The sequence below is a fragment of the Neobacillus sp. NPDC093182 genome (genome assembly GCF_044754045.1).
On the sequence record NZ_JBIVOI010000001.1, the window covers coordinates 1 to 21,876 of the forward strand.

General features: G+C 37.2%; 25 protein-coding genes. 17 read left to right on the plus strand and 8 right to left on the minus strand.

Annotated elements, in window-relative coordinates; translation table 11 throughout:
• Positions 1-124: 124 nt before the first annotated feature.
• The gene (locus tag ACIQAA_RS00005; protein WP_402613425.1) at positions 125-2,668 is read right to left on the minus strand and encodes a PAS domain S-box protein; all 2,544 of its coding nucleotides are present in this window, start codon (positions 2,666-2,668) and stop codon (positions 125-127) included.
• A 299-nt stretch (positions 2,669-2,967) separates the two neighbouring features.
• Here ACIQAA_RS00005 and yhfH (ACIQAA_RS00010) point away from each other — a divergent pair, with 299 nt between their 5' ends.
• The 4 genes from yhfH (ACIQAA_RS00010) (at position 2,968) to ACIQAA_RS00025 (ending at position 3,863) form a co-directional block, all read left to right on the plus strand.
• Entirely contained in the window at positions 2,968-3,102 is a 135-nt protein-coding gene (yhfH, locus tag ACIQAA_RS00010; RefSeq protein WP_082799471.1) for a protein YhfH, read from the plus strand.
• An 80-nt stretch (positions 3,103-3,182) separates the two neighbouring features.
• Entirely contained in the window at positions 3,183-3,317 is a 135-nt protein-coding gene (yhfH, locus tag ACIQAA_RS00015; protein ID WP_402613427.1) for a protein YhfH, read from the plus strand.
• Positions 3,318-3,421: 104 nt separating this feature from the next.
• Positions 3,422-3,592: a hypothetical protein gene (locus ACIQAA_RS00020; protein WP_402613429.1), complete on the plus strand. Its 171-nt coding sequence runs from the start codon at positions 3,422-3,424 to the stop codon at positions 3,590-3,592.
• 19 nt (positions 3,593-3,611) lie between these two features.
• On the plus strand, positions 3,612-3,863 hold the full coding sequence (locus ACIQAA_RS00025) for a transcriptional regulator SplA domain-containing protein (RefSeq protein WP_335533789.1): 252 nt from the start codon (positions 3,612-3,614) through the stop codon (positions 3,861-3,863).
• A gap of 44 nt (positions 3,864-3,907) precedes the next feature.
• Here the strand turns inward: ACIQAA_RS00025 and ACIQAA_RS00030 are convergent, their stop codons facing one another.
• Complete coding sequence (locus ACIQAA_RS00030) at positions 3,908-4,093, minus strand: cold-inducible protein YdjO-related protein (protein ID WP_179597069.1); 186 nt, start codon at positions 4,091-4,093, stop codon at positions 3,908-3,910.
• Between the two features lie 102 nt (positions 4,094-4,195).
• Between ACIQAA_RS00030 and ACIQAA_RS00035 the strand changes: the two genes are divergently transcribed.
• Entirely contained in the window at positions 4,196-4,330 is a 135-nt protein-coding gene (locus tag ACIQAA_RS00035; protein WP_335533787.1) for a hypothetical protein, read from the plus strand.
• A 25-nt stretch (positions 4,331-4,355) separates the two neighbouring features.
• Here the strand turns inward: ACIQAA_RS00035 and ACIQAA_RS00040 are convergent, their stop codons facing one another.
• Positions 4,356-6,287, minus strand: a complete 1,932-nt coding sequence (locus tag ACIQAA_RS00040; protein ID WP_402613431.1) for an endonuclease MutS2 — start codon at positions 6,285-6,287, stop codon at positions 4,356-4,358.
• 702 nt (positions 6,288-6,989) lie between these two features.
• On the opposite strand from ACIQAA_RS00040, the gene ACIQAA_RS00045 reads away from it, so the two are divergent.
• The 3 genes from ACIQAA_RS00045 (at position 6,990) to ACIQAA_RS00055 (ending at position 10,415) form a co-directional block, all read left to right on the plus strand.
• Positions 6,990-7,694: a Crp/Fnr family transcriptional regulator gene (locus ACIQAA_RS00045; RefSeq protein ID WP_402613433.1), complete on the plus strand. Its 705-nt coding sequence runs from the start codon at positions 6,990-6,992 to the stop codon at positions 7,692-7,694.
• A gap of 94 nt (positions 7,695-7,788) precedes the next feature.
• Entirely contained in the window at positions 7,789-8,388 is a 600-nt protein-coding gene (locus ACIQAA_RS00050; protein WP_402613435.1) for an SCO family protein, read from the plus strand.
• 404 nt (positions 8,389-8,792) lie between these two features.
• On the plus strand, positions 8,793-10,415 hold the full coding sequence (locus ACIQAA_RS00055) for an ABC-F family ATP-binding cassette domain-containing protein (RefSeq protein WP_402613437.1): 1,623 nt from the start codon (positions 8,793-8,795) through the stop codon (positions 10,413-10,415).
• A gap of 287 nt (positions 10,416-10,702) precedes the next feature.
• Here the strand turns inward: ACIQAA_RS00055 and ACIQAA_RS00060 are convergent, their stop codons facing one another.
• On the minus strand, positions 10,703-10,834 hold the full coding sequence (locus ACIQAA_RS00060; RefSeq protein ID WP_307194872.1) for a YuzL family protein: 132 nt from the start codon (positions 10,832-10,834) through the stop codon (positions 10,703-10,705).
• 99 nt (positions 10,835-10,933) lie between these two features.
• Between ACIQAA_RS00060 and ACIQAA_RS00065 the strand changes: the two genes are divergently transcribed.
• From ACIQAA_RS00065 to modB, 3 genes are all read left to right on the plus strand, one after another.
• Positions 10,934-11,176 carry a YkuS family protein gene (locus tag ACIQAA_RS00065; RefSeq protein WP_283861101.1) on the plus strand — a complete coding sequence of 81 codons (243 nt, stop codon included), beginning with the start codon at positions 10,934-10,936 and terminating at the stop codon, positions 11,174-11,176.
• A 143-nt stretch (positions 11,177-11,319) separates the two neighbouring features.
• Positions 11,320-12,102: a molybdate ABC transporter substrate-binding protein gene (gene modA / locus ACIQAA_RS00070; protein ID WP_402613440.1), complete on the plus strand. Its 783-nt coding sequence runs from the start codon at positions 11,320-11,322 to the stop codon at positions 12,100-12,102.
• A 5-nt stretch (positions 12,103-12,107) separates the two neighbouring features.
• Positions 12,108-12,773, plus strand: a complete 666-nt coding sequence (gene modB, locus ACIQAA_RS00075; RefSeq protein ID WP_402613442.1) for a molybdate ABC transporter permease subunit — start codon at positions 12,108-12,110, stop codon at positions 12,771-12,773.
• A gap of 30 nt (positions 12,774-12,803) precedes the next feature.
• On the opposite strand, the gene ACIQAA_RS00080 is transcribed toward modB, so the two are convergent.
• Positions 12,804-13,949, minus strand: coding sequence for a D-alanyl-D-alanine carboxypeptidase family protein (locus ACIQAA_RS00080; RefSeq protein ID WP_402613444.1), 1,146 nt, complete (start codon positions 13,947-13,949; stop codon positions 12,804-12,806).
• A gap of 240 nt (positions 13,950-14,189) precedes the next feature.
• Between ACIQAA_RS00080 and ACIQAA_RS00085 the strand changes: the two genes are divergently transcribed.
• The 5 genes from ACIQAA_RS00085 to yidC all read left to right on the plus strand — a co-directional run bounded on the left by ACIQAA_RS00085 (position 14,190) and on the right by yidC (position 19,228).
• Positions 14,190-14,642, plus strand: a complete 453-nt coding sequence (locus tag ACIQAA_RS00085) for a cupredoxin domain-containing protein (protein ID WP_402613446.1) — start codon at positions 14,190-14,192, stop codon at positions 14,640-14,642.
• A 328-nt stretch (positions 14,643-14,970) separates the two neighbouring features.
• Positions 14,971-17,196 carry a formate C-acetyltransferase gene (gene pflB / locus ACIQAA_RS00090; RefSeq protein ID WP_402613448.1) on the plus strand — a complete coding sequence of 742 codons (2,226 nt, stop codon included), beginning with the start codon at positions 14,971-14,973 and terminating at the stop codon, positions 17,194-17,196.
• A 62-nt stretch (positions 17,197-17,258) separates the two neighbouring features.
• Positions 17,259-17,999: a pyruvate formate-lyase-activating protein gene (gene pflA, locus ACIQAA_RS00095; protein ID WP_402613450.1), complete on the plus strand. Its 741-nt coding sequence runs from the start codon at positions 17,259-17,261 to the stop codon at positions 17,997-17,999.
• A 119-nt stretch (positions 18,000-18,118) separates the two neighbouring features.
• Positions 18,119-18,424 (plus strand): hypothetical protein, encoded by a 306-nt coding sequence (locus ACIQAA_RS00100; RefSeq protein WP_402613452.1) that lies wholly within the window; start codon positions 18,119-18,121, stop codon positions 18,422-18,424.
• An 18-nt stretch (positions 18,425-18,442) separates the two neighbouring features.
• Positions 18,443-19,228, plus strand: coding sequence for a membrane protein insertase YidC (yidC, locus tag ACIQAA_RS00105; protein WP_402613454.1), 786 nt, complete (start codon positions 18,443-18,445; stop codon positions 19,226-19,228).
• A 44-nt stretch (positions 19,229-19,272) separates the two neighbouring features.
• Here the strand turns inward: yidC and ACIQAA_RS00110 are convergent, their stop codons facing one another.
• Positions 19,273-19,863 (minus strand): GNAT family N-acetyltransferase, encoded by a 591-nt coding sequence (locus tag ACIQAA_RS00110; RefSeq protein WP_402613456.1) that lies wholly within the window; start codon positions 19,861-19,863, stop codon positions 19,273-19,275.
• Between the two features lie 51 nt (positions 19,864-19,914).
• Entirely contained in the window at positions 19,915-20,121 is a 207-nt protein-coding gene (locus tag ACIQAA_RS00115) for a DUF6501 family protein (protein ID WP_402613458.1), read from the minus strand.
• A 215-nt stretch (positions 20,122-20,336) separates the two neighbouring features.
• Between ACIQAA_RS00115 and sda the strand changes: the two genes are divergently transcribed.
• Complete coding sequence (sda, locus tag ACIQAA_RS00120) at positions 20,337-20,462, plus strand: sporulation histidine kinase inhibitor Sda (protein WP_402615531.1); 126 nt, start codon at positions 20,337-20,339, stop codon at positions 20,460-20,462.
• Positions 20,463-20,547: 85 nt separating this feature from the next.
• Here sda and mnmH read toward each other — a convergent pair whose 3' ends face one another.
• A complete protein-coding gene (mnmH, locus tag ACIQAA_RS00125) occupies positions 20,548-21,630 on the minus strand; it encodes a tRNA 2-selenouridine(34) synthase MnmH (RefSeq protein ID WP_402613460.1) in 1,083 nt (360 codons plus the stop codon).
• Between the last annotated feature and the right edge of the window lie 246 nt (positions 21,631-21,876).

Below are 21,876 nucleotides of genomic sequence, written 5' to 3' on the forward strand. Positions count from 1 at the left end.
GATACTCGCACTACCTGTCAGCTATACATTTCCGCCACAACGGCATGTTAGGGACTTTCACCCATAAGAGCGATGCGCTGCCAAGCGCACATAAAAAAACGGAAGAGAGGATCTTCCGTTTTCATCATGCTGGTTTAGCCGGCAGAAGGATATTAAAAGTTGTTCCTTTATTTGGTTCACTTTCAACGAACACTTTTCCATTATGATTTTCAATAATTTTAAAACTTACCATTAATCCTAGACCGTTTCCATTTTTCTTCGTTGTATAGAAAGGTTCACCCAGCTGTTTTAGTTTTTCTTTTGGTATTCCGACGCCTGTGTCCTGAATCGATATTTGAACATTGTTATCATGAATCATGGTTTTGACATGTAATTCGCCGCCATTTGGCATCGCTTCGAAACCATTCTTAATAAAGTTCAAAAACACCTGCTTTAAGCGATTTTCATCACACTCAATCTGGATAATGTCATGAGGGCAATCAAATGAAAGCTTCACATGCTTCTTCCTAGCTTCAAATTCAAGCAGTGATACTACGTTTTTAATCACTGGAACGACATTCTTTTCTTCTAATTCCACCATCTTCGGCTTTGCCAATACCATGAAATCTTCCACAATGGTATTGACCCGTTCAATTTCGTCGAGAATGATATTCATAAATTCTAAGCGTTCAGGGTCCTTTTCATCTAATGTAAGGAACTCTGCATATCCTTTCATAGATGTAAGCGGATTGCGGATTTCATGCGCCACTCCCGCTGCTAGTTGACCTACTGCTGCCAGCTTATCCTGGCGATGGAGAACTTCTTCTGATTTTTTACGTTCTGTAATATCATTACGAATCGCTACATATTGGTATGGCTTCCCATTTTCATTTAAGAAAGGAACAATGGTTGTATCTACCCAATAGTAGGTTCCATCCTTTGCTTTATTTCTAATTTCACCTTTCCAAACCTTGCCTTCACCAATCGTTTTCCATAGATCTTTAAAAAATAGTTTGGAATGATGACCAGAATTTAATATGTTATGATCTTTTCCAATAATCTCTTCCCGGCTGTACTTTGAGATCTCACAGAATTTATCATTTACGCTTGTAATCATTCCTCTGGCGTCAGTAAATGCCACAATAGTCGATTGGTCAAGCGCAAAACGAATGTCTGTATTATCTTTTATTGATTCTGTTAAATGTTCTTCTGCTCTTTTTCGGTCAGAAATATCGGTTCGAATGGCAACATATTGATATGGCTTTCCATTTTCATTAAAAAAAGGAACAATGGTTGTATCAACCCAATATAGTGTTCCATCTTTAGCACGGTTACATATTTCGCCTTTCCAAACATCTCCCTGACCAATCGTCCGCCAGAGTTCTTTGAAAAACTCCTTAGAATGCACGCCAGAATTTAATATCCTGTGATCCTCACCAAGTAATTCATCACGACTGTATTTCGATATTTCGCAGAACTTATCATTTACGCTCGTAATTTTTCCCTTATGATCGGTAATCGCAATGATGGAAGATTGGTCGAGCGCGAATGTGATATCCCGTGTTTCTTTAATAGATTCCAACAGTGCCTTTTCCGCTTTCTTTCGATCCGTTATATCAGAACGAATAGCGACATATTGTACCGGATTACCTTTTTTGTCTAAGAATGGGACGATGGTAGTATCTACCCAATAAATCGAACCATCTTTTGCTTTATTTCTAATTTCTCCCCGCCATATCTTGCCGGATTGAATCGTTGACCACAATTCCTGAAAAAACTCTTTTGAATGATATCCTGAATTTAGCAGGCGATGGTTCTTTCCGATAATTTCTTCCTTACTATACTTAGAGATTTCTTCAAACTTATCATTCACAAATACAATCGTTCCTACAGGATCTGTAATGGCCACAATTGTCGAAGCATCTAACGCCGCTTTGATATCCTTCAAGTTCGTATCGGATTCGGCAAGCTGCTTACTAATCAATGTACTCGAGGCTATTAATCCGCTAATAATTAAAACTGTCACAAACAATACTAAATATATTAAAAATGCCTCTTCATTGATTGATCCATTCACTGTATTTTTTGTTGAAATTATCGTTGAAGCTCTTTTTAAAAGAAAATGCCCTTCTGCAATTGCACATGAAATAATTAGAGCGCTAATTGGTTTTAACCAAGTTTGACTACCTTTTGAGAACGTTTCTGAAGAAAAAAGTATCCATAAAGAAAATAAAAAAGATCCAAATATCAATAGCCCGGAAAATACAAAAAGCGGAACATTGTAATCAATCGTCAGGTTCATTGCGTATATACTTATTATATGAATAGCAAAAACGGCTGTGGTTAAAAACAAACTTCCAAAAAATAAATGAATGGATTTAATTTCTTTCCTAAATAAAGGAATGAAAGCCATTCCTGAAAAGGCAATCCCTATAAAGATAGACAAAATCGTCAGGGGTATTTGGTAGCTAGATAAGCGATTAAAATCAGCAGCGATTAAGCCGACGAAATTCATTACCCATATCCCAACCCCCATTGCTAAAGAACCGCCAAGAAATAAAAACCTTTTATTATTCTTTGAATTCTTTATCAAAGTAAACATATCTAAACCTGTATATGATGCCATGATGGTTAACCCGATGGCGATAACAATTAAAAATGGATGAAATTCCCCCGATACTGTATCCATTTACAGCATCCCCCCTATGAACTAAACTCTTTCTACTCTGATTGTAAAGTAAACAATTCCGGCCGGGAAGTGTTTTTGTTCATAAAATTGTCGAATTTATATTATTTTAACCAAATATTCAACATACATAATATGAACCCTGCCTGCACAAAATGAAAAGGCAGGTTAAATGTATCAATTTTCAAAAAAAATAAAATATTTTTCAAAAAGGACTACACAAATTTGTTTTTTTTGATTATACTGTACTACAACAGATGAAATGTTTATAAACTGTATTAAAAAAGGAGGAGGATTTTACAATGTTAATGAATCCAGTTGAATTTTTCCGCACTTTGCCAAAAAAGGAATGTCCAGAATGCGGGCAGCATATGGAAGAACAAGCAGAAAGCTACTTAATGGAATGTGACCGCTGTTTAGCAAAAAGAGAAGAATAATTAGAAAAAATTTTTAAACGCACTGTACTACAACAAATAAAAAGGTAATAAACTGTATTAAAAAAGAGGAGGTTTTACCAATGTTAATGAGTCCAGTTGAATTTTTCCGCACTTTACCCAAAAAGGAATGCCCACAATGCGGGCAGCACATGGAAGAACAAGCAGAAAGCTACTTAATGGAATGCGATCGCTGTCTAGCTAGTAAAGACGAATAGGTACAGTAACGATACTCCCCAGACTGGGGAGTTTTTTTGTTCAAAAATAAGGAAGGAATAAACCCGATGGAGAAAGCAAAAGCTTAAAAAAGGAGGTGTTTGTAATGGGAAAGGAATCTAGTTCATCCAAGAAGAAGCAAACATCCATACATGGAGGTATTTATCCTTCAGAAAAATATGTTCCAGGTGAGTCAGTTGATCAACACAAGGAACTTCAGGACGCAAATATCATGATAACCGGTGATGAAATTCGCCAGCAGAATGAAAATTTGTAATGAAGGATGGTAAATGGATATGGATATTGTTGATATTTCTAGTGCTAAGCCTGGAGACGAAGTGTTTGTGATCTATCGAAATCCACATGTACCAACTGTTGCGAATATCAAACCTGCAGAAATTGTCGCTCACCCGAAGGATCCCAATGCACTTGCATTATTCCTAAACGAGACCTTTCATGTAATTGAAGATGATGATGCGCTCTTTCCTACTTCTGAATCAGCACAAAAGGCATTTGAGGGTCATTTCTTTGATTTTGGAGATGAATAAAAGACTGTCATTTATTTTGACAGTCTTTTTGAATACTTTCTTCTTTATATTTTCGGAAGCTCTCTAATTTCTGCAGCCATTTCGTTACCACACATTGGGCAAAGCAAGTCGTCCGTTACAAAATCCTTTCTCATCCAGCCGATACAAGCATTATCCATACAAGAATAGATTTCAGTTTCAAGCATAATTACTTCAACTTCTTCATCCTTAGCCCTTTTACCATAAAAAATGGGAACCGCCTCCTTTTTTTATAGTATGTACCAAAAATGTCCTTTTCATTGCTAAAAAAACAATCTTTACCATAAACAATATAAGGAAGGAATAAAATCTATATGAAAACGAACGAAAAAAAACTAACTGTAGTTGGAACGGATATTGAAGAAGTAAAGAGATTAAATAACCAGTCAGGCTTAAGTTATAATCAAGTGAAACAGCTGCTTGCAGAAAAATATGCAAATAAAAGGTAGCCTTCCGATTCGGAAGGCTTACTCTTTAGTTATCGCTATGTTCAATAATGATTTCACCATCATGCCTTTTGGATAGTATTTTACTTTTCTTCCGGTTTTCTTTCGACTCAAAAATGATATCAAAATCATAATCATCGGGGTAAAGTTCCTCAGCAGCGATATATAGTTTAATTCTTTTGTGATTAATGGCTATTTTTTCCCCTTTTACTTGCACAATATAGTTTCCTAGCTGGTCAGGACCGCTATAAACAATCCCGAATTCATTTGTCGGTGAAATCCTCACATTGTCCCCTTGACTGTATTCAGTTATATTTCCGTCAGGATTAACAACAGCTTTTTTTCTATTTTTGTATTTATTAACAATGACTTGTTTTTCTAATTCCTTCTGTTTCCAAATATCAGTTTCTATATTGTCATAGGTTTTCATTTCTTTATACGTGATTTGATGTGCTCTCTCAATGATTTTCGGATGAATTCCTAGCTTTAAGGCGATGGCAAACGCTTGACTCTCTCCTCCTCTGCCTATATTTAGCCGATAGGTGGGGCTGAGTGTCTCAATATCGAATTCCATTGATCCATTAATAAATCCCGGATGTCCTTCCGCAAACTCTTTTATTTCACTATAATGGGTCGTAGCTAATAGCACTGCTCCTTTATGATATAGCTGTTCTAATATCGCGGTTGCAAGACCCATTCCTTCCCCTGGATCGGTTCCAGAACCAAGCTCATCAAGAAGAACCAAACTCTGGTCATTGGTATCCTTGAGGATTTCAATGATGTTAACGATCCGTGAGCTAAACGTGCTTAGATTCTCAGTTATACTTTGACCGTCCCCAATATCCACTAAGATACGCTGAAATATACTTAGGTTACTTTCTTCGGAAGCAGGGATATGGAGTCCGCACTGTACCATGAGTGTCAATAATCCTACCGTTTTAATACTTACTGTTTTACCACCTGTATTTGGACCCGTTATGACGAGTGCACTTTTTCCCTCCATCATCTCTAATGATAATGGTACGGCTTTATCACCTAGGAGCGGGTGCTTTGCCTGCATTAACTTTATCTGCTTCTCATCATTAACCTTAACCTTAGCGCCATTAATGGACCTGCTATATTTCGCCTTTGCAAACAAAAAATCATAATGGACCATTGTTTCGATAGCTATACGAATTTGCTGCTCTTTCTCTTCAACGAGCCCCGTTAAGTAAGTTAGAACCTTTTGGACTTCAACATCCTCATCTGCTAGCAGCCACGTTAATTGTTCTTGATAAACAGCAATTTCTTCGGGTTCAATAAATAAGGTTGAACCTGAAGCAGAAGTATCTAACACAGCCCCTTTAATTTTATTTCGGTATTCCTTCTTAATAGGAATAACATATCTTCCATCTCTTTGGCTGACAACATTCTCTTGTAAATAGGTTTTATATTTGTTGGAGCGAATAAGCTGCATGGTTTTTTCTTTTAGCCGATCCTCATGAATAGTGATCTGTTTTCTTATCTTCAATAACTCTTTGGAAGCATAATCATCTACCCTGCCATTCCGGATACAACGTATAATTTCCTCTGCAAGGTCTGGCAGCTCCTCAATTGCTGCGACGTATGATGAAACTCTTGGTGCATAGTATTCTTTATCCTTCATAAACCGGCGCATTTTCCCACAACAATCTAAAAAATCATACAGCTTGGATAATTGATCAGGACGCAGCGCAGTCCCTTTGTTTAATTTTGATAAGATTTGCTCCATCCCGCCCAGTCCATGGACTGGAACACTTGAGCTCTTCTTGAGTATTTCAACTGCCTCAGAAACTTCATCTAACCATGCTTCAATTTGCTTCAGATGTGTAGACGGAGCTAGATTATAGATTTTTTCTTTTCCTTCATTTGTTAAAGCAAATTCGGCTATTTTCTGTTTAATTTCTTGTACTTCCAATACCTTAAATGTATGTGTATTCAATGATTTCCCTCCAAAATAAAAATAAAAATAGCCGCAATGAACAATGTCATTGCGGCTAAGCTAAATAAAACGAGTATTTTGCCCCGTTTTTATATACAGTATTTATCCATAAAAAAACTGTCTACAGGATTGTACACAGCAGCACGGAAAAAATCTTGTATGCTTGGTATGCCCATTGTTCTTAACTTCATTCCAATACCATACTCAAATAAACCTTCATTCATACTAAAAAATGAACAAGGCTGCAAAGGAATGAAAATATCCAATTGATTGGATTAGTTAAGAACGACACCTAACATACAACATACTCCCTTTATAAGAAAATATTGATTCTTTTTAAAGAATACAATAATCAGAAATAAATGTCAAAATGAATTAATGATTCGCCAATATTTTTATTAGTGGCTGTGTTAAACTAGGCTGTTGATTTGCGCTCCAGGCGCTATGCTTTCCGCGGGCTCGCCCGTGAGCCTCCTCGGTCGTACCGACCTGCGGGGTCTCACTCAGCTCGTTCATCCCGCAGGAGTCAAGCGCCTTACGCTCCAATCAACAGGTTCCAAAATCATCAGTCTACTTTAACACAGCCTTATTATATGTAAAACGTCAAAAATGTTTAACAATATCGACGTTAATTTGGCTATTTCTTTACTTTTTTTACTCTTATGATTAGATTAGGCCAAATAATGAGAACAGGTGGGAGATATGACTAAGGATACTCAAACAGAGAACCTTCTTACCAATGAATTAATTGAACTTTTACATGCTGCCGGTAGAATCATTGAAGTAAAAAAAGGATCTTTTCTGTTTCAAGAAGGACAGGCTGCTTCTGAAATGTACCTTATCCTTTCTGGACGGATACAAATATCAAAAATGAATGCAGAAGGCCAAGAACTATATTTACGCTTATGTTCTGAGCATGACATAGTTGGGGAGTTAACCCTCTTTACCGAAGACCCGCGTTATGTTTTCAATGCCAGAGTGATGGAAGACAGTCATGTCGCGGGTATTCAATTAGACTTCCTCGAAAAGGCTTTATTTCAAAACAGCAATCTTGGCTACCAGTTTATTAAGTGGATGAACGACCATATTAGAAGGACAATGACTAAATTCAGAGATTTAGTGCTTTATGGAAAAAAAGGCGCTCTCTATTCTACATTAATTCGACTTTCAAACAGCTATGGTTTGAACAAAGAGGATGGAATACATCTCACCGTGCCTATCACTACTCAGGATTTAGCTCATTTCTGTGGAACTGCCAGGGAAATCGTCAGCCGAATGCTAACTGAGTTGAAAAAGAAAAAGATTATTTCAATTCACCATAAAAAAATCATCATTCATAATCTCGATTATCTTAAACGTGAAAATGATTGTGAAAACTGCCCTGTATCCCATTGTACGATTGACTAGATGGTGCCTTGACAACAAAATGCAATTTTGTTCACGAAATATCCACATCTTTTTATAAAAAAATTCTTTATCTTTATTGGTAGGGGGGAGAAACATGAAAAAAATCTATTTAATCTGTAGTTTGGCATTGTTCTTATTGATTACTGCTGGAATCTCTTATTTTCTCATTCGAGATGCAAGTGCAAAAGTACCAGCTAATATCGCTTTAATGAACCAAAATGGAGAAACTCGCAATTTTGGAGAAGATAAAAAACTAAAACTTGTCGAATTTATCTATACCAATTGTCCAGATATTTGCCCCACTACTACTCAAAAGATGGTGCAATTAAAGAGTGATTTAGAAAAAAGCAATGTTTTCGGTAAAGAAATTCAGTTTGTTACGATTACCATTGACCCTTACCGAGACACACCGGAAGTGTTACAAAAATATATGAATGCTTTTGAAATTACTAATTCCGACAATTGGATTTTCCTAACGGGTGACCAGGAAAATATCAAAGCTGATCAAAAAAAGATTAGGGAAGTTGCAGAATCACTGCAGTTTCAATATAAAGACCCTGGTAATGGTCAATTTGTTCATACATCCTTTACCTATTTAATCGATGAAAACAATAAATATGTTTCTAAGTTCCCAATGGGAGAAGAGTTTGATAAACAGGAAGTCTATGAAGAGATTATGGATGAAATCGAATAAGAGAAAATAAAAAAAGCGGTTAGTCCTTGGGATTAATCGCTTTTTAATACCTATTTTAATTCACGGATGAGGGAAACTTTTTTATTTGCTGTAGAGATAATAGGTAGTTAGACTTTGGTTTTGTTAAACTTGCTTTTATTCCGGCCTGTTTTAACTTATTAACAAGATCAGTAAGCTGCTTTTTCGACATACTTCTCACCTACTTTATTCCTTCACTTCTTCTTTAAATAATTCTACAACAAAAATATGAATAAAGTGTGAAAACTAGGAAAAAAAATTAGAAAAATTTTCTGCAATATTTTTTAATATTTCCCATTAAACACTTTCATTCAACAAAGAATTCGCTCTTCACCCATTTTAATGGTATAATTAGTAGATATTTTGCTGTTGGAGGATATTATAAAATGATAACTGTAAGTAACGTAAGTTTAAGATATGGTGACCGAAAGTTATTCGAAGATGTAAATATAAAATTTACTCCTGGGAATTGCTATGGTCTAATTGGTGCAAACGGCGCTGGAAAATCAACATTTTTAAAAATACTTTCTGGAGAAATTGAATCACAAACCGGAACGGTTCAACTTGGTCCAAATGAACGGATGGCAGTATTAAAACAGAACCACTTTGAATACGAGGAACATGAAGTTTTAAAGACCGTTATTATGGGTCATGCAAGACTTTTTCAAGTAATGCAAGAAAAAGACGCCATTTACATGAAGGAAAACTTCACAGATGAAGATGGTATGAAAGCTGCTGAGCTTGAAGGTGAGTTTGCGGAATTAAATGGATGGGAAGCGGAGCCAGAAGCAGCGATTCTTTTAAAAGGTCTTGGTATTGGTGAAGACTTACATTATAAGAAAATGGCTGAATTAACCGGTTCTGAAAAAGTAAAGGTCCTTCTTGCACAGGCTCTCTTTGGCAGACCTGACGTTTTACTTCTCGATGAGCCGACGAACCACTTAGATATTAAGGCGATACAATGGTTAGAAGAGTTCCTGATCAACTTTGAAAATACAGTCATTGTCGTATCCCATGACCGTCATTTCTTAAATAAAGTTTGTACCCATATCGCTGATTTAGACTTCGGTAAAATTCAAATTTATGTAGGTAACTATGATTTTTGGTATGAGTCTAGTCAATTAGCTACACGACTAACTTCTGATGCTAACAAAAAGAAGGAAGAAAAAATTAAAGAGCTACAGGCTTTTATTGCTCGATTTAGTGCGAATGCTTCTAAGTCAAAGCAGGCTACTTCTCGTAAAAAGTTACTAGACAAAATTACACTAGACGACATTCGCCCTTCTTCCCGTCGATATCCATTCGTTGGGTTTACACCAGAACGAGAAATCGGCAATGACTTGTTAAGGGTTGAAGGTTTAACAAAAACGATTGATGGGGTCAAAGTACTCGATAATATCAGCTTTTTCATGAACAAGGGTGACAAAATTGCTCTTGTTGGGACAAATGAAGTAGCCAAGACTACCCTTTTCAAAATATTAATGGGTGAAATGGAAGCTGACAGCGGTACCTTCAAATGGGGTATTACTACGTCTCAAGCTTATTTCCCTAAGGATAACTCCGAGTATTTTGAAAACAGCGATTTAAATCTGGTTGACTGGCTTCGTCAATTCTCTCCAAAAGATGAAAGTGAGAGTTTCTTACGAGGATTCTTAGGAAGAATGCTGTTTTCTGGTGAAGAGGTACTTAAGAAATCAAGTGTTCTTTCAGGAGGAGAAAAAGTTCGTTGTATGCTTTCAAAAATGATGTTAAACGGAGCTAACGTATTACTTCTTGATGAGCCAACAAACCATCTTGATTTGGAATCCATTACGGCATTAAATAATGGTTTAATAAACTTTAAAGGGTCACTTATTTTCTCTTCACATGACCATCAATTTATTCAGACCATCGCTAACCGGATTTTTGAAATAACTCCAAGTGGATTAGTTGATAAGCAAATGACTTATGATGAATATCTTGAAAATAGTGAAGTTCAAAAGCAAGTTGCGGAGATGTACAATAAGTAAAATATTGAAGCGGACACAACTCGTGTCCGCTTTTTTTCTTTCTAAATTGGTCTGTTGATTGGTGCTCCATGCACTTCGCTTTCCGCGGGCGGTCTGGGGAGCCTCCTCGGCGCTTAAGCGCCTGCGGGGTCTCCCCTGCCCCGTCCTCCCGCAGGACATTGAATTACTTCCTTGAATCTGCCCACGCACGAAGAAAATGCGATAGCATTTTCGAGGAGTCTTCGTGCCTTCCGCACCAATCAACAGAGTGCCAAAAATTAATTCTTTCAATAACACAGATTTTCTTCCTAGTCTTTCTTCTGTTTTCTGCGTGATGAAGAGGCTTCTCTTGCACCTGTTTCTGTTGTTGTAGTTCCTTGGCCTTCTACTTGTGGTGACGCTAAGCCAATGGTGGATGGATCCTTTTTACGCTTTCCCATGATTACACCTCCTTTTTTAGTTTTTGAAGATTATCGTGACTTATACAGAATAATTCACTGGAACTTTGGCATGATAATCTACAGGAGGAGGTGTTTTGTATGGCAAGAATTGGAGTAGAAGAATCACTCACAGATGTTCTAGAAGCATTAAGGGAAAAAGGTCATGATGTAGTGCAGCTTAGACAGGAATCAGATGCACAAAATTGCGATTGCTGTGTGGTAACTGGTTTAGACTCAAATGTTATGGGAATGCAGGATACCTTTACAAAAGGTTCGGTTATTGAAGCGAATGGGATGAGCGCAGAAGAAGTGTGTCAGCAGGTAGAAAGCAGACTTCAATAGGTTCAAACAACATAGGACAATGATAGATCATACTTAAAACTGCCGCCCAGGCAGTTTTTTTCTTATTCCATACTTTTAGGAAGAATATACATTCGTTATAATAGATAAAAGAAACTTTGATAGATTTTGAGAGGAAGTATTGAATGAAGAACCCTATTCTTGTTGGTATGGTCATCTGTCTGTTATTTGCCCTATCGGCATGTTCACCAAAAGAATCTAAACAGACTGAACCTGTAGAACTAACCATTTCTGCTGCAGCCAGCCTTAATGAAGCACTAATCGAAATAAAAGAGAATTTTGAAAACGAAAATCCGCAGATGAAAATTTTATATAATATTGGTGGTTCTGGTGCATTGAAACAACAGATACTCCAGGGAGCACCGGTTGATCTTTTCCTCTCGGCTGCACATGACCCCTTTAATGAATTAACTCAAAAAGGATTAATTGATAAAAAAACTCAGGTTGATTTATTAAGGAATCAACTAGTTTTGGTCACCAACAAAGACAATCCTGCAAGCATAAACGGATTTTCTGATCTGAAGAGTAACCAAATCAATAAAATTGCCATTGGCATACCAGAATCTGTTCCAGCAGGGAAATACGCAAAACAAACACTCGAAAATCTGGGGCTTTGGGACACCCTCGAACCAATCGTTATTCAAACGAAGGATGTCCGTCAGGCTCTAACATATGTAGAAACTGGAAATGTTGATGCGGGTATTGTTTATATGACAGATGCCTATGTATCTGATAAAGTAAAAGTCGTGGCAGCTGCAGATGAACAAACGCATGATGCTATTATCTATCCTGCAGGCATAATAAAATCGTCAGCTAATAAACATGAGGCTGAATCATTTCTTTCATACTTACAAGGGAAAACAGCAAAAACTATTTTCGAAAAATATGGCTTTATTGTATTGGATTGATGATTATGTTTACTAGCGATTTTTGGTATCCCCTAAGATTCTCTCTTGAAGTAGCAGCAATATCGGTTATAGTTGTGAGTATTTTGGGGATTTTTTTTGCGAGACTATTATATAACAAGAAATTTAAAGGAAGGATGCTACTAGAAACTTTCCTCATGCTCCCTATTGTTCTCCCGCCCACGGTTATTGGTTTTTTATTGATCTACTTTTTTGGAAGAAATAGCCCAATTGGTGCTTTTATTGAGGACTTTTTTCAACATTCCCTCATGTTTACTCCTTTGGCAGCAATCATCGCATCGACTACGGTTGCTTTTCCACTTATGTACCAAGCAGTAAAGTTAGGTTTTCAATCCGTCGATAGAGATATTGAAGATGCGGCCGGTGTCGATGGCGGCAGCAGAATGAAGGTATTCTTATTCGTTTCCCTGCCACTGACGCTTCCATCGATTATATCCGGAATGATTATGAGCTTTGCTCGGGCGCTCGGTGAGTTCGGGGCAACTTTAATGTTTGCTGGGAATATACCAGGAAAAACACAAACGGCGCCAACAGCGATATATGTTGCAATGGAATCTGGTAATATGAAATTAGCTTGGTCCTTTGTTCTATCAATGGTGATGATTTCTTTCCTAATGTTATTAATTTCAAATATCATTCAAAAAAAGCCATGAAGAGGGATTCTCTTCGTGGCTTTTTGCGGCTTATTGTTTTTTCACATGTCTTTTTTTAACTCCAATAAATAATCCTGCAAGTGCAAATACGATCATTCCGTAAAAGATATTAATACCGTTCTGCTCACTAGAAAGCAGCTTTTCCTTTTTTACCACCTTAATTGGCTTCGGTTCTTTTACTTCAAGTTGTATAGATTGTGAGACTTGACCATTGTTTACTACTTCAAGCACTCCTTGCTCTGTAATGACTTCTTCAGAATTATCGACGTGCTCGGTAATGACAATATCATTTTTAGGGTAAAATTCTTTTTTATTTAGGGCAAATAACTCGTTTTGTCTAATAATACGGTGCGTAAAGCTAGAAAAACCGTATTCAATCAGCTTTTTAGTGTCGTTATACGAAGCCTTGCTGCTATCCGCTTTTAAAACAATCGCGGTCAGGTTTATATTTTTATTCTCTGCTGTTGTTGCCAATGTATGCTTTGATTCATTTACGAAACCTGTTTTTCCGCCTGTTATGCCTTCTACAGGAATTTCACCTTTTAACAGGCGATGATGAGTGAGCAGTTTCGTTTCCCACGATTCACTGCTCCATCCTAGCTCTTTTGTTCCAAAAATCTCTGTAAAAATGGGGTTCTGTTTTGCATAATTCGTTATTAAGGCTAAATCTAATGCCGTTGTATAGTGATTTTCATTAAACAATCCATTGGGATTCGAAAAATGGGTATCACTGACACCGATCTTCTCGGCTAAATACTTATTTATATTGTCGGTAAACTGTTCAACCGAACCATCTAAATGTTCGGCAATGGCTACGGCCGCGTCATTCCCTGAGTTAATCAGCATTCCTTGGATCAGCTTTTTTAATGGCACCCTTTCCCCTTCTACTAAATAAACCCTAGTCCCTTCTTCCTTTACCGCCCTTGCACTTACTGTGACCACATCATCTACCTTTCCCTTTTCGATTGCATAAATGGCTGTAGCAATTTTCGTCAAACTAGCAGGGTATAATCTTTCATCACTATTTTTACTATATAAAATGGCACCTGTTTCTGAATCTACTAGTACAGCAGCTTCACTTTTTATCTCTAGTGGCGGATTTTCTGCTGCGTATGCGTTAACTTCGTTCGATAAGATAAGCATCAAGATCATAAAAAATGAAACTAATTTTGACAATTTCCAACATCCTTACTTTTCATTTATCATCTGATTTTATCAAAATATTTTAGAATGTAAATATTTATAGGAGAATTGTTATTCAACCGAAAAGAGTTTGGCGTTATTCTGAAATAATTGCAGCTAAACTCAACTAAATGACAAAGAAAACTAGCAATAGAAAAAATTTTAAAAAAGAGACAAGTTTCCCTCCCTTCTCTGCATAAACATGAAATAGGACAAATTATTGGGGGGTTAATAATGAAATTTTTAGTATTAAAGAAAGATACACTAGTTTTCATTTTAGTAACAGCTTTCCTGCTCGTAACCATTTCTGCTTGGTTTTTGCTAAAAGCAGGAGATACTACCGTGTTTAATCAAACCGCGAATGAAGATATTAGAGAAATTCATATGGTCACAGTAGAGTTTAACAGTAAAACGAAAGACGGAAAGGAAATTGAAGTATACCGATGGGATCCAGGTACTATTCAACTGGACGCTGGAGAAAAGGTGAATTTATACATTAGTGGTGTTAACGGGGAAGAGCACCCATTCTATATTGAAGGTACCGACATCAAGGGTACAGTCAAAAAAGGTGAAGAAACAATGGTCCCTCTTCAAATTGATAAAGAGGGTACCTATCGTTTAATTTGTGAAGTCCATGGTGACAGAGACCATAATGGCCCAATGATAGCTGACATCATCGTCGATTAAAAGCAGGAGTTTTCTCTCCTGCTTTTTTAATTGTAATTGGGTATCTGTTTCATAGGTTTACACTATAAACACGTTGGTATTAGTGTTTTTTTCTTATATAACAGTTTTCGTTTTTATGCAAATAATTATAGTACAGTTTATACATAAGCCTCATGCCAATTATCATTTCGGAAATTTAAAACCTTGATAAATCAACCATTAAATAAGATTCACAATATGTTAACAATATACGTAACTTCATCCACAAAAAATCTGTTACACTTTAGTTAAGAAATAACAGCAACACTGTTATATTAAATTTCATACAAACTTACGAGGTGAAATAATAATGGACCAATGGAAAGGTTTTATTAAAGGTACTTGGGCAAAAGAAGTTAACGTACGTGATTTCATACTAAAAAACTATAATCAATACGAAGGTGACGATAGCTTCCTTGCTGGAGCAACTGACGCAACAAACAAGCTTTGGGAACAAGTAATGGAACTAACAAAACAGGAACGTGAAAAAGGCGGAGTCCTAGACATGGATACAGAAACTGTATCTACGATTACTTCTCACACTCCTGGTTACCTTAATGAAGAACTTGAAAAAGTGGTTGGTGTTCAAACTGACAAGCCCTTTAATCGTTCTATGCAGCCTTTTGGCGGCATCCGGATGGCTAAAGCAGCATTAGAATCTTATGGATACGAGCTAAATCCAGAAATCGAAAGATTCTTTACAGAGTTCCGAAAAACTCACAATCAAGGGGTTTTCGACGCTTATACAGATGAAATGATGTTAGCACGTAAAGCAGCGATTATTACCGGACTTCCTGATGCTTACGGCCGTGGCCGTATTATCGGTGACTATCGTCGTGTAGCACTATATGGTGTAGATTTCTTAATTAAGGAAAAACAAAAAGATCAAAAAAATACAAGCAAAGTAATGACAGAAGACAATATGCGTCTTCGTGAAGAAATTGCAGAGCAAATCCGCGCTTTGAAAGAGTTAAAAGAAATGGCCAGCAGTCACGGCTTTGATATTTCGCAGCCTGCAACAACTGCACAAGAAGCATTCCAATGGCTGTATTTTGGTTACTTAGCAGCAATTAAAGAGCAAAACGGCGCTGCCATGAGTCTTGGACGTGTATCTACTTTCTTAGATATTTATGTAGAAAGAGACCTTCAAAATGGCACTTTAACAGAAGTAGAAGCACAAGAATTAGTTGACCATTTTGTTATGAAGCTTCGTTTAGTAAAATTTGCTCGTACACCAGATTATAATGAATTATTCTCAGGTGATCCAACTTGGGTAACAGAGTCAATTGGCGGTATGGCTCAAGATGGCCGTTCACTTGTAACAAAGAACTCATTCCGTTTCCTTCATACATTAGATAACTTAGGTCCAGCTCCGGAACCAAACTTAACGGTTTTATGGTCACCACAGCTGCCTGAAAACTTTAAAAAATATTGTGCTAAAATGTCAATCAAAACGAGCTCTATCCAATATGAAAATGACGATATTATGCGTCCTGAGTATGGCGATGATTACGGAATTGCCTGCTGTGTATCCGCAATGGAAATCGGTAAACAAATGCAGTTCTTCGGTGCTCGTGCGAACTTGGCAAAAGCTCTTCTCTACTCCATTAACGGGGGTATGGATGAAAAGTTAAAAATTCAAGTAGGTCCACAATATCAGCCAATTACTTCAGACGTATTAAATTATGAAGAAGTAATGCAAAAGTTTGATCAAATGATGGAATGGCTTGCAGGGCTTTATATTAACACCTTGAATGTTATTCACTATATGCATGATAAGTATAGCTATGAAAGAATTGAAATGGCCTTACACGACTCTCAAATCTTACGTACAATGGCAACAGGCATCGCAGGATTAAGCGTAGTTGCTGACTCATTAAGTGCCATTAAATATGGTGAAGTAAAGGTAATTCGCGATGAAAACGGTCTTGCCGTTGATTTTGAAACAACCGGCGACTACCCTAAATACGGAAATAATGATGATCGTGTTGACAGCATTGCGGTTGAAATCGTTGAAACATTTATGAAAAAATTACGTAAGCACCAAACCTACCGTAATTCGGTTCATACTATGTCAATCTTGACGATTACATCGAACGTTGTTTATGGTAAGAAGACCGGTAACACACCAGATGGACGTCGTGCCGGCGAACCATTTGCACCAGGTGCAAACCCAATGCATGGCCGTGATACAAAAGGTACACTTGCTTCCTTATCTTCTGTTGCTAAACTTCCATACAGCTCAGCAATGGATGGAATTTCAAATACTTTCTCTATCGTTCCAAAAGCACTAGGTAAAGAAGAGGAAAGTCAGGTTCGTAACTTAGTTTCTATCTTAGACGGATATGCATTAAAAACCGGTCACCATCTGAATGTTAACGTATTTAATAAAGAAACATTAATGGATGCGATGGAACATCCTGAACTATATCCACAATTAACCATTCGTGTATCTGGATATGCGGTTAACTTTATCAAATTAACAAAAGAACAGCAGTTAGACGTTATTAACCGGACTTTCCACGAATCACTGTAAATTAGATTGTGGGACTCCTGTCTAAGGAGCTACTGCTTTAAAAATAAAGGGGGATCATCATCATGAACGGAAATATTCATTCTATTGAAACATTAGGAACAGTCGACGGACCAGGCATACGATATGTTGTATTTACACAAGGCTGCCTATTACGCTGCCAGTTTTGCCATAACGCTGATACGTGGGAAATCGGCAGCGGCAAACATATGACCGTTTCCGAAATCATAGATGATCTCATGTCCTACCTTCCCTTCATCCAATCTTCTGGTGGAGGAATCACTGTTAGCGGCGGTGAACCACTTCTGCAAGTACCGTTCCTTACTGAATTGTTTAAGGAATGTAAAAAGAAAGGAATTCATACGACCATTGATTCTTCTGGAGGCTGCTTCTCACACTCTAAACTGTTTATTGAACAGCTAGAAGAGTTATTACAATATACGGACTTAATTTTACTCGATTTAAAGCATGTTAATCGTAAAAAACACATTCAACTAACCGGAATGGCAAATGACCATATTCTTGAATTTGCCAAGTTTTTATCTGACAGTAAAGTACCAGTTTGGGTACGCCATGTCCTCGTGCCTACTGTTTCAGATGATCCAGAGGATCTTCAAAAGCTTGGAGAATTTATAGGAACACTGAAAAATGTACAAAAGATTGAAATACTTCCTTATCATAAGCTCGGTGTTTATAAATGGGAAGCACTTGGATTAGAATATCCATTAAAGCATGTAGAACCACCGACTGAAGAGAAAGTCCAATTTGGTTATGAAATGATCACTGCACACTGGGACAAACAGTAATTGAAAATAGAATGCTGCTCTACGCTAGAGCAGCATTTTTTGATTTTTTGAATAAATTGATTCTTGGCCCCTTCTCCTTTATACTCAATTCTATAGCAATAAAAGCGAGGTGATTATTTTTGTACCAACTGCTCATAGATTTTACAGATGCAAATGCGTTAGAAACACTTTATTTAAGCCTTTACTTTGGAGTCATTCTTAAATTACTTTGGGCATGGAATGTGGAATATTGCTTTATGGGTGCCATAAGTGAACCTGCACATACAAAAATCAATCACCCACTGTTTCTTTATAAGAAGAAGTGTAGTTTAAACAGAAATATTATTTTAAACCGCATTTTTAACTATATTCGTAGAAAAGAATGTTCACAGGATGATACAGAAGAACCTATTTCCTCCTTCCTATTTAAACTAATAACCATATAAACATTCTTAGGAGGAAATATGAAAAACAAAACATCTTTACCGGTTGTACTACTTTTAGCATTGACCACTTTATTACTCTCAGCCTGTTCAGCAGCAGACGGAAAAGGAGATGGATTCTTCCATACCTATTTTGTTGAACCATTTATTGTTTCAATACATTTTTTAGCTGAGTTTTTCAACGGAAACTATGGATTATCTATCATTCTTGTTACCTTAATCATTAGACTCGTATTAATGCCATTTATGCTTAAGCAATATAAAAATCAAATGGACATGAAAGAGAAAATGGATGTCATGAAGCCAGAGATGGAAGCCATCCAAAAGAAAGTCAAGGAAGAGAAGGATCCAAAAAAGAAACAAGAGCTGCAACAGGAATTAATGGGGCTTTACCAGAAGCATGGGGTAAATCCATTGAATATGGGCTGTTTACCACTTCTAATTCAAATGCCAATCCTAACGGGTTTTTATTACGCCATTCGTGGTTCTGAAGAGATTGCCACCCACCGTTTCTTATGGTTTAGTCTGGGACACCCAGATATCATTATTACCATTATTGCGGGTGTAATCTATTATTTCCAATTTAAAGTTTCGCAGTCAAGCATGCCTGCTGCTCAGCAGCAGCAAATGAAATTCATGGGACTCTTGTCTCCGCTTATGATTGTCATGTTTTCGATAACTGCACCAGCAGCACTGCCGCTATATTGGGCTGTCGGCGGTACGTTTTTAATTCTGCAAACATGGGTAAGCCGGAAGGTATATCAAAATGGAAAAAACACAGAAATGAAAGCTAGCACCAACCAATAAGCAGATGCAAAGTAAACAAAGCCTGGCATAATGCCTGGCTTTGTTTACTTTTCGCTCAGTTTTGCTTCTAATTCCTTTTTCACCGTATCCCATTCATCTTGAAGGATACTATAGAAAACAGTATCACGAACATATCCGCCCGATATTTTTCGGTCCTTTCGAAGTGTTCCTTCTTTGACTGCTCCTAATCTTTCAATAGCATTTTGGGAACGGAGGTTTCGGGAATCGGTTTTAAGCTGAACTCGCCTAAGGTTCCAGGTTTCAAATGCATGTCTTAGCAGCAGGTATTTACATTCAGTGTTTACTCTTGTTCTCCAAACATCAGGATGATACCATGTAGAGCCGATTTCTAGACTTTTATGTTCTGGTAAAATATCCAAGTATCGAGTACTTCCAATTATACGATTCTCCTGATTGACCACAATAAAGGTATAATCCGTACCCTTTTCTCTCTTTTGGATAGCCGAAGCAATCATCTGCTCCATCTCTTCTTTACTTCTTACAATCGTAGCCATATAGGTCCAAATTTCATCAGGTTTAGCTGCATCCCATAGTCCATCAAGATGTTCAATGCTGATTGGAACTAATCTGACATATTCCCCATTTAACTCAAAAAGCTCATTCCACAACTTCATTCCCTATCACCCCGTTACATAATTAAAAAAGAGACTGGCAGGCATGGCCCATCAGTCTACATTTTGGAAGTATTCTTTGTAAAATCCGCCGACTTTACCAGTATTGTCGATAATATAATAAAACTCTTCTGTTTCATTTTTAACATCATAAATTTTTCCGGCAGTTAATGCGTTATTTACTATGTATTTTTTTGCATCCGTATGAACACATTTTACTTGCTTTATGGTCTCACGCTCACGCCATGTTAAATGAATCATCCTCGCACCGATCCTTTCCGTTAACTATTCCTTAGTATAATCAAAAGCAACACTGTAGTGCAACTAAATTATCATTGAGTCTTTTGACTTATTTTATCTGTTTTTAATATGTCAAATTTGTGAAAAAGGTTCTCAAATGGTTAGAAAACGATTACAATAATAAAAACTGAATATTCAATCCATTATTCCGAGGGAGGCTTGCAAAGTTGAAAATAATGAGTAACGAGCTGTTAGTGGTGACGTATCGGGATGCTTTAAAATCTGGAAAGGAAAAAGAATGGATAAAGATTTTAAAAGATGAAATAAAACGTCGTGGATTGAGGCCATTTAAGAATCAATAAATATGGATATGATTAAGAACCGCCAGCCCCACGGCGGTTTTTTCATGCAAAAAAAAGGCCGGGTTATCCGGCCCTTTACAGTGGCTTAAATTTGACGTTCAAAAACTACCTTGTTTTTTACCATTAGTTTATCTATTTCTGCCATTACCTTTATTCCAGCATCATCAAAATCATCCGCGAAAACATCGATAAAGTTTCCATCATATTCTAGGGTTGCATGATCATAGCGCGGATCATAATAATGTTCGAGTAAAATGCCGATCATCTCTTGATAGTCCTTACTTTCTAAAGATTGGACTAACACTTTTTTCATTTCATTGTCTTTTATTCTTCTTAGAATCTTTTCAATTCCAATCGAGATTTGATCGTGGTACCAAGGCTCATTCTGATAAGGTAAAACGTACTCGTTTACCAGCTGCTTTACCCTTTGCCCTAGAGGGGTGTGGATATAGATATTGATTCCCGTCATTTTTTTATCCATAAGCTCTTCCGGCTGGACAGCTTTCCCAATCCGTTTACTTTCTGCTTCCATAACAAAATAAGTAGAACCTTGTATATCCTGAAGTCCTTTGTATAAAAGAGAATCAAAAGTCTTCTGATTATTACCCTCTCCGAGCCCAATCGTTCCAAAAATGGATCCTCGATGCGCAGCCATTTCTTCAAGATCAAGTGTTGGGTGCCCAAATGCTTTTAATTTCTTCAAAACTTCCGTTTTCCCTACACCAGTCAGGCCATGCAATACAATCGCTTTTTCGGGAACCATCGTGGGGATTTGCTGAAGAATGTATTGCCGATATGCTTTATATCCGCCTGTTAGACGCATCGCATAAATGCCGGCAAATTCTAAAAAGGTTACGACCGCTTTACTTCGCATTCCCCCGCGCCAGCAATGGACGATTAACTCTTCCCCATTTCCCATTGCGGCTTTTATTTGATGAAGCAGACTAGGTATTTTTGGTGAGACAAACTCCATGGCTCTCCATTTGGCCGTGGCTTGTCCTTCATGTTTATAGATGGTTCCAATTTCCTCTCGCTCTTTATCTGTAAATAAAGGAATGTTGATTGCTCCCGGAATTGCACCATCCTTAAACTCAATAGGTGCACGGATATCAATAATGACCGGATGCTTTATCGTTTGTTGTAATTCCTCAACCGTAATTTCCTTCATTTATTAACACCTCTTTTTATCTATCTCAATAACAAACAAAACTTCCAAGAATGGAAGTTTATAAACAAGAAAAGGGATATCCCTAAAATATGATTAAAATGCAATGAAGCTCAGTAAAAGTATAGACTAATTATATAGGAGATATACGAGGGTATCAAGCAGACATTCCTGCCAATTTAAAAGGATCGGGCAACAACCGAAAAAAAATCATTGAAACATTCTTACAAGACTCCTTCGTTATTAAGG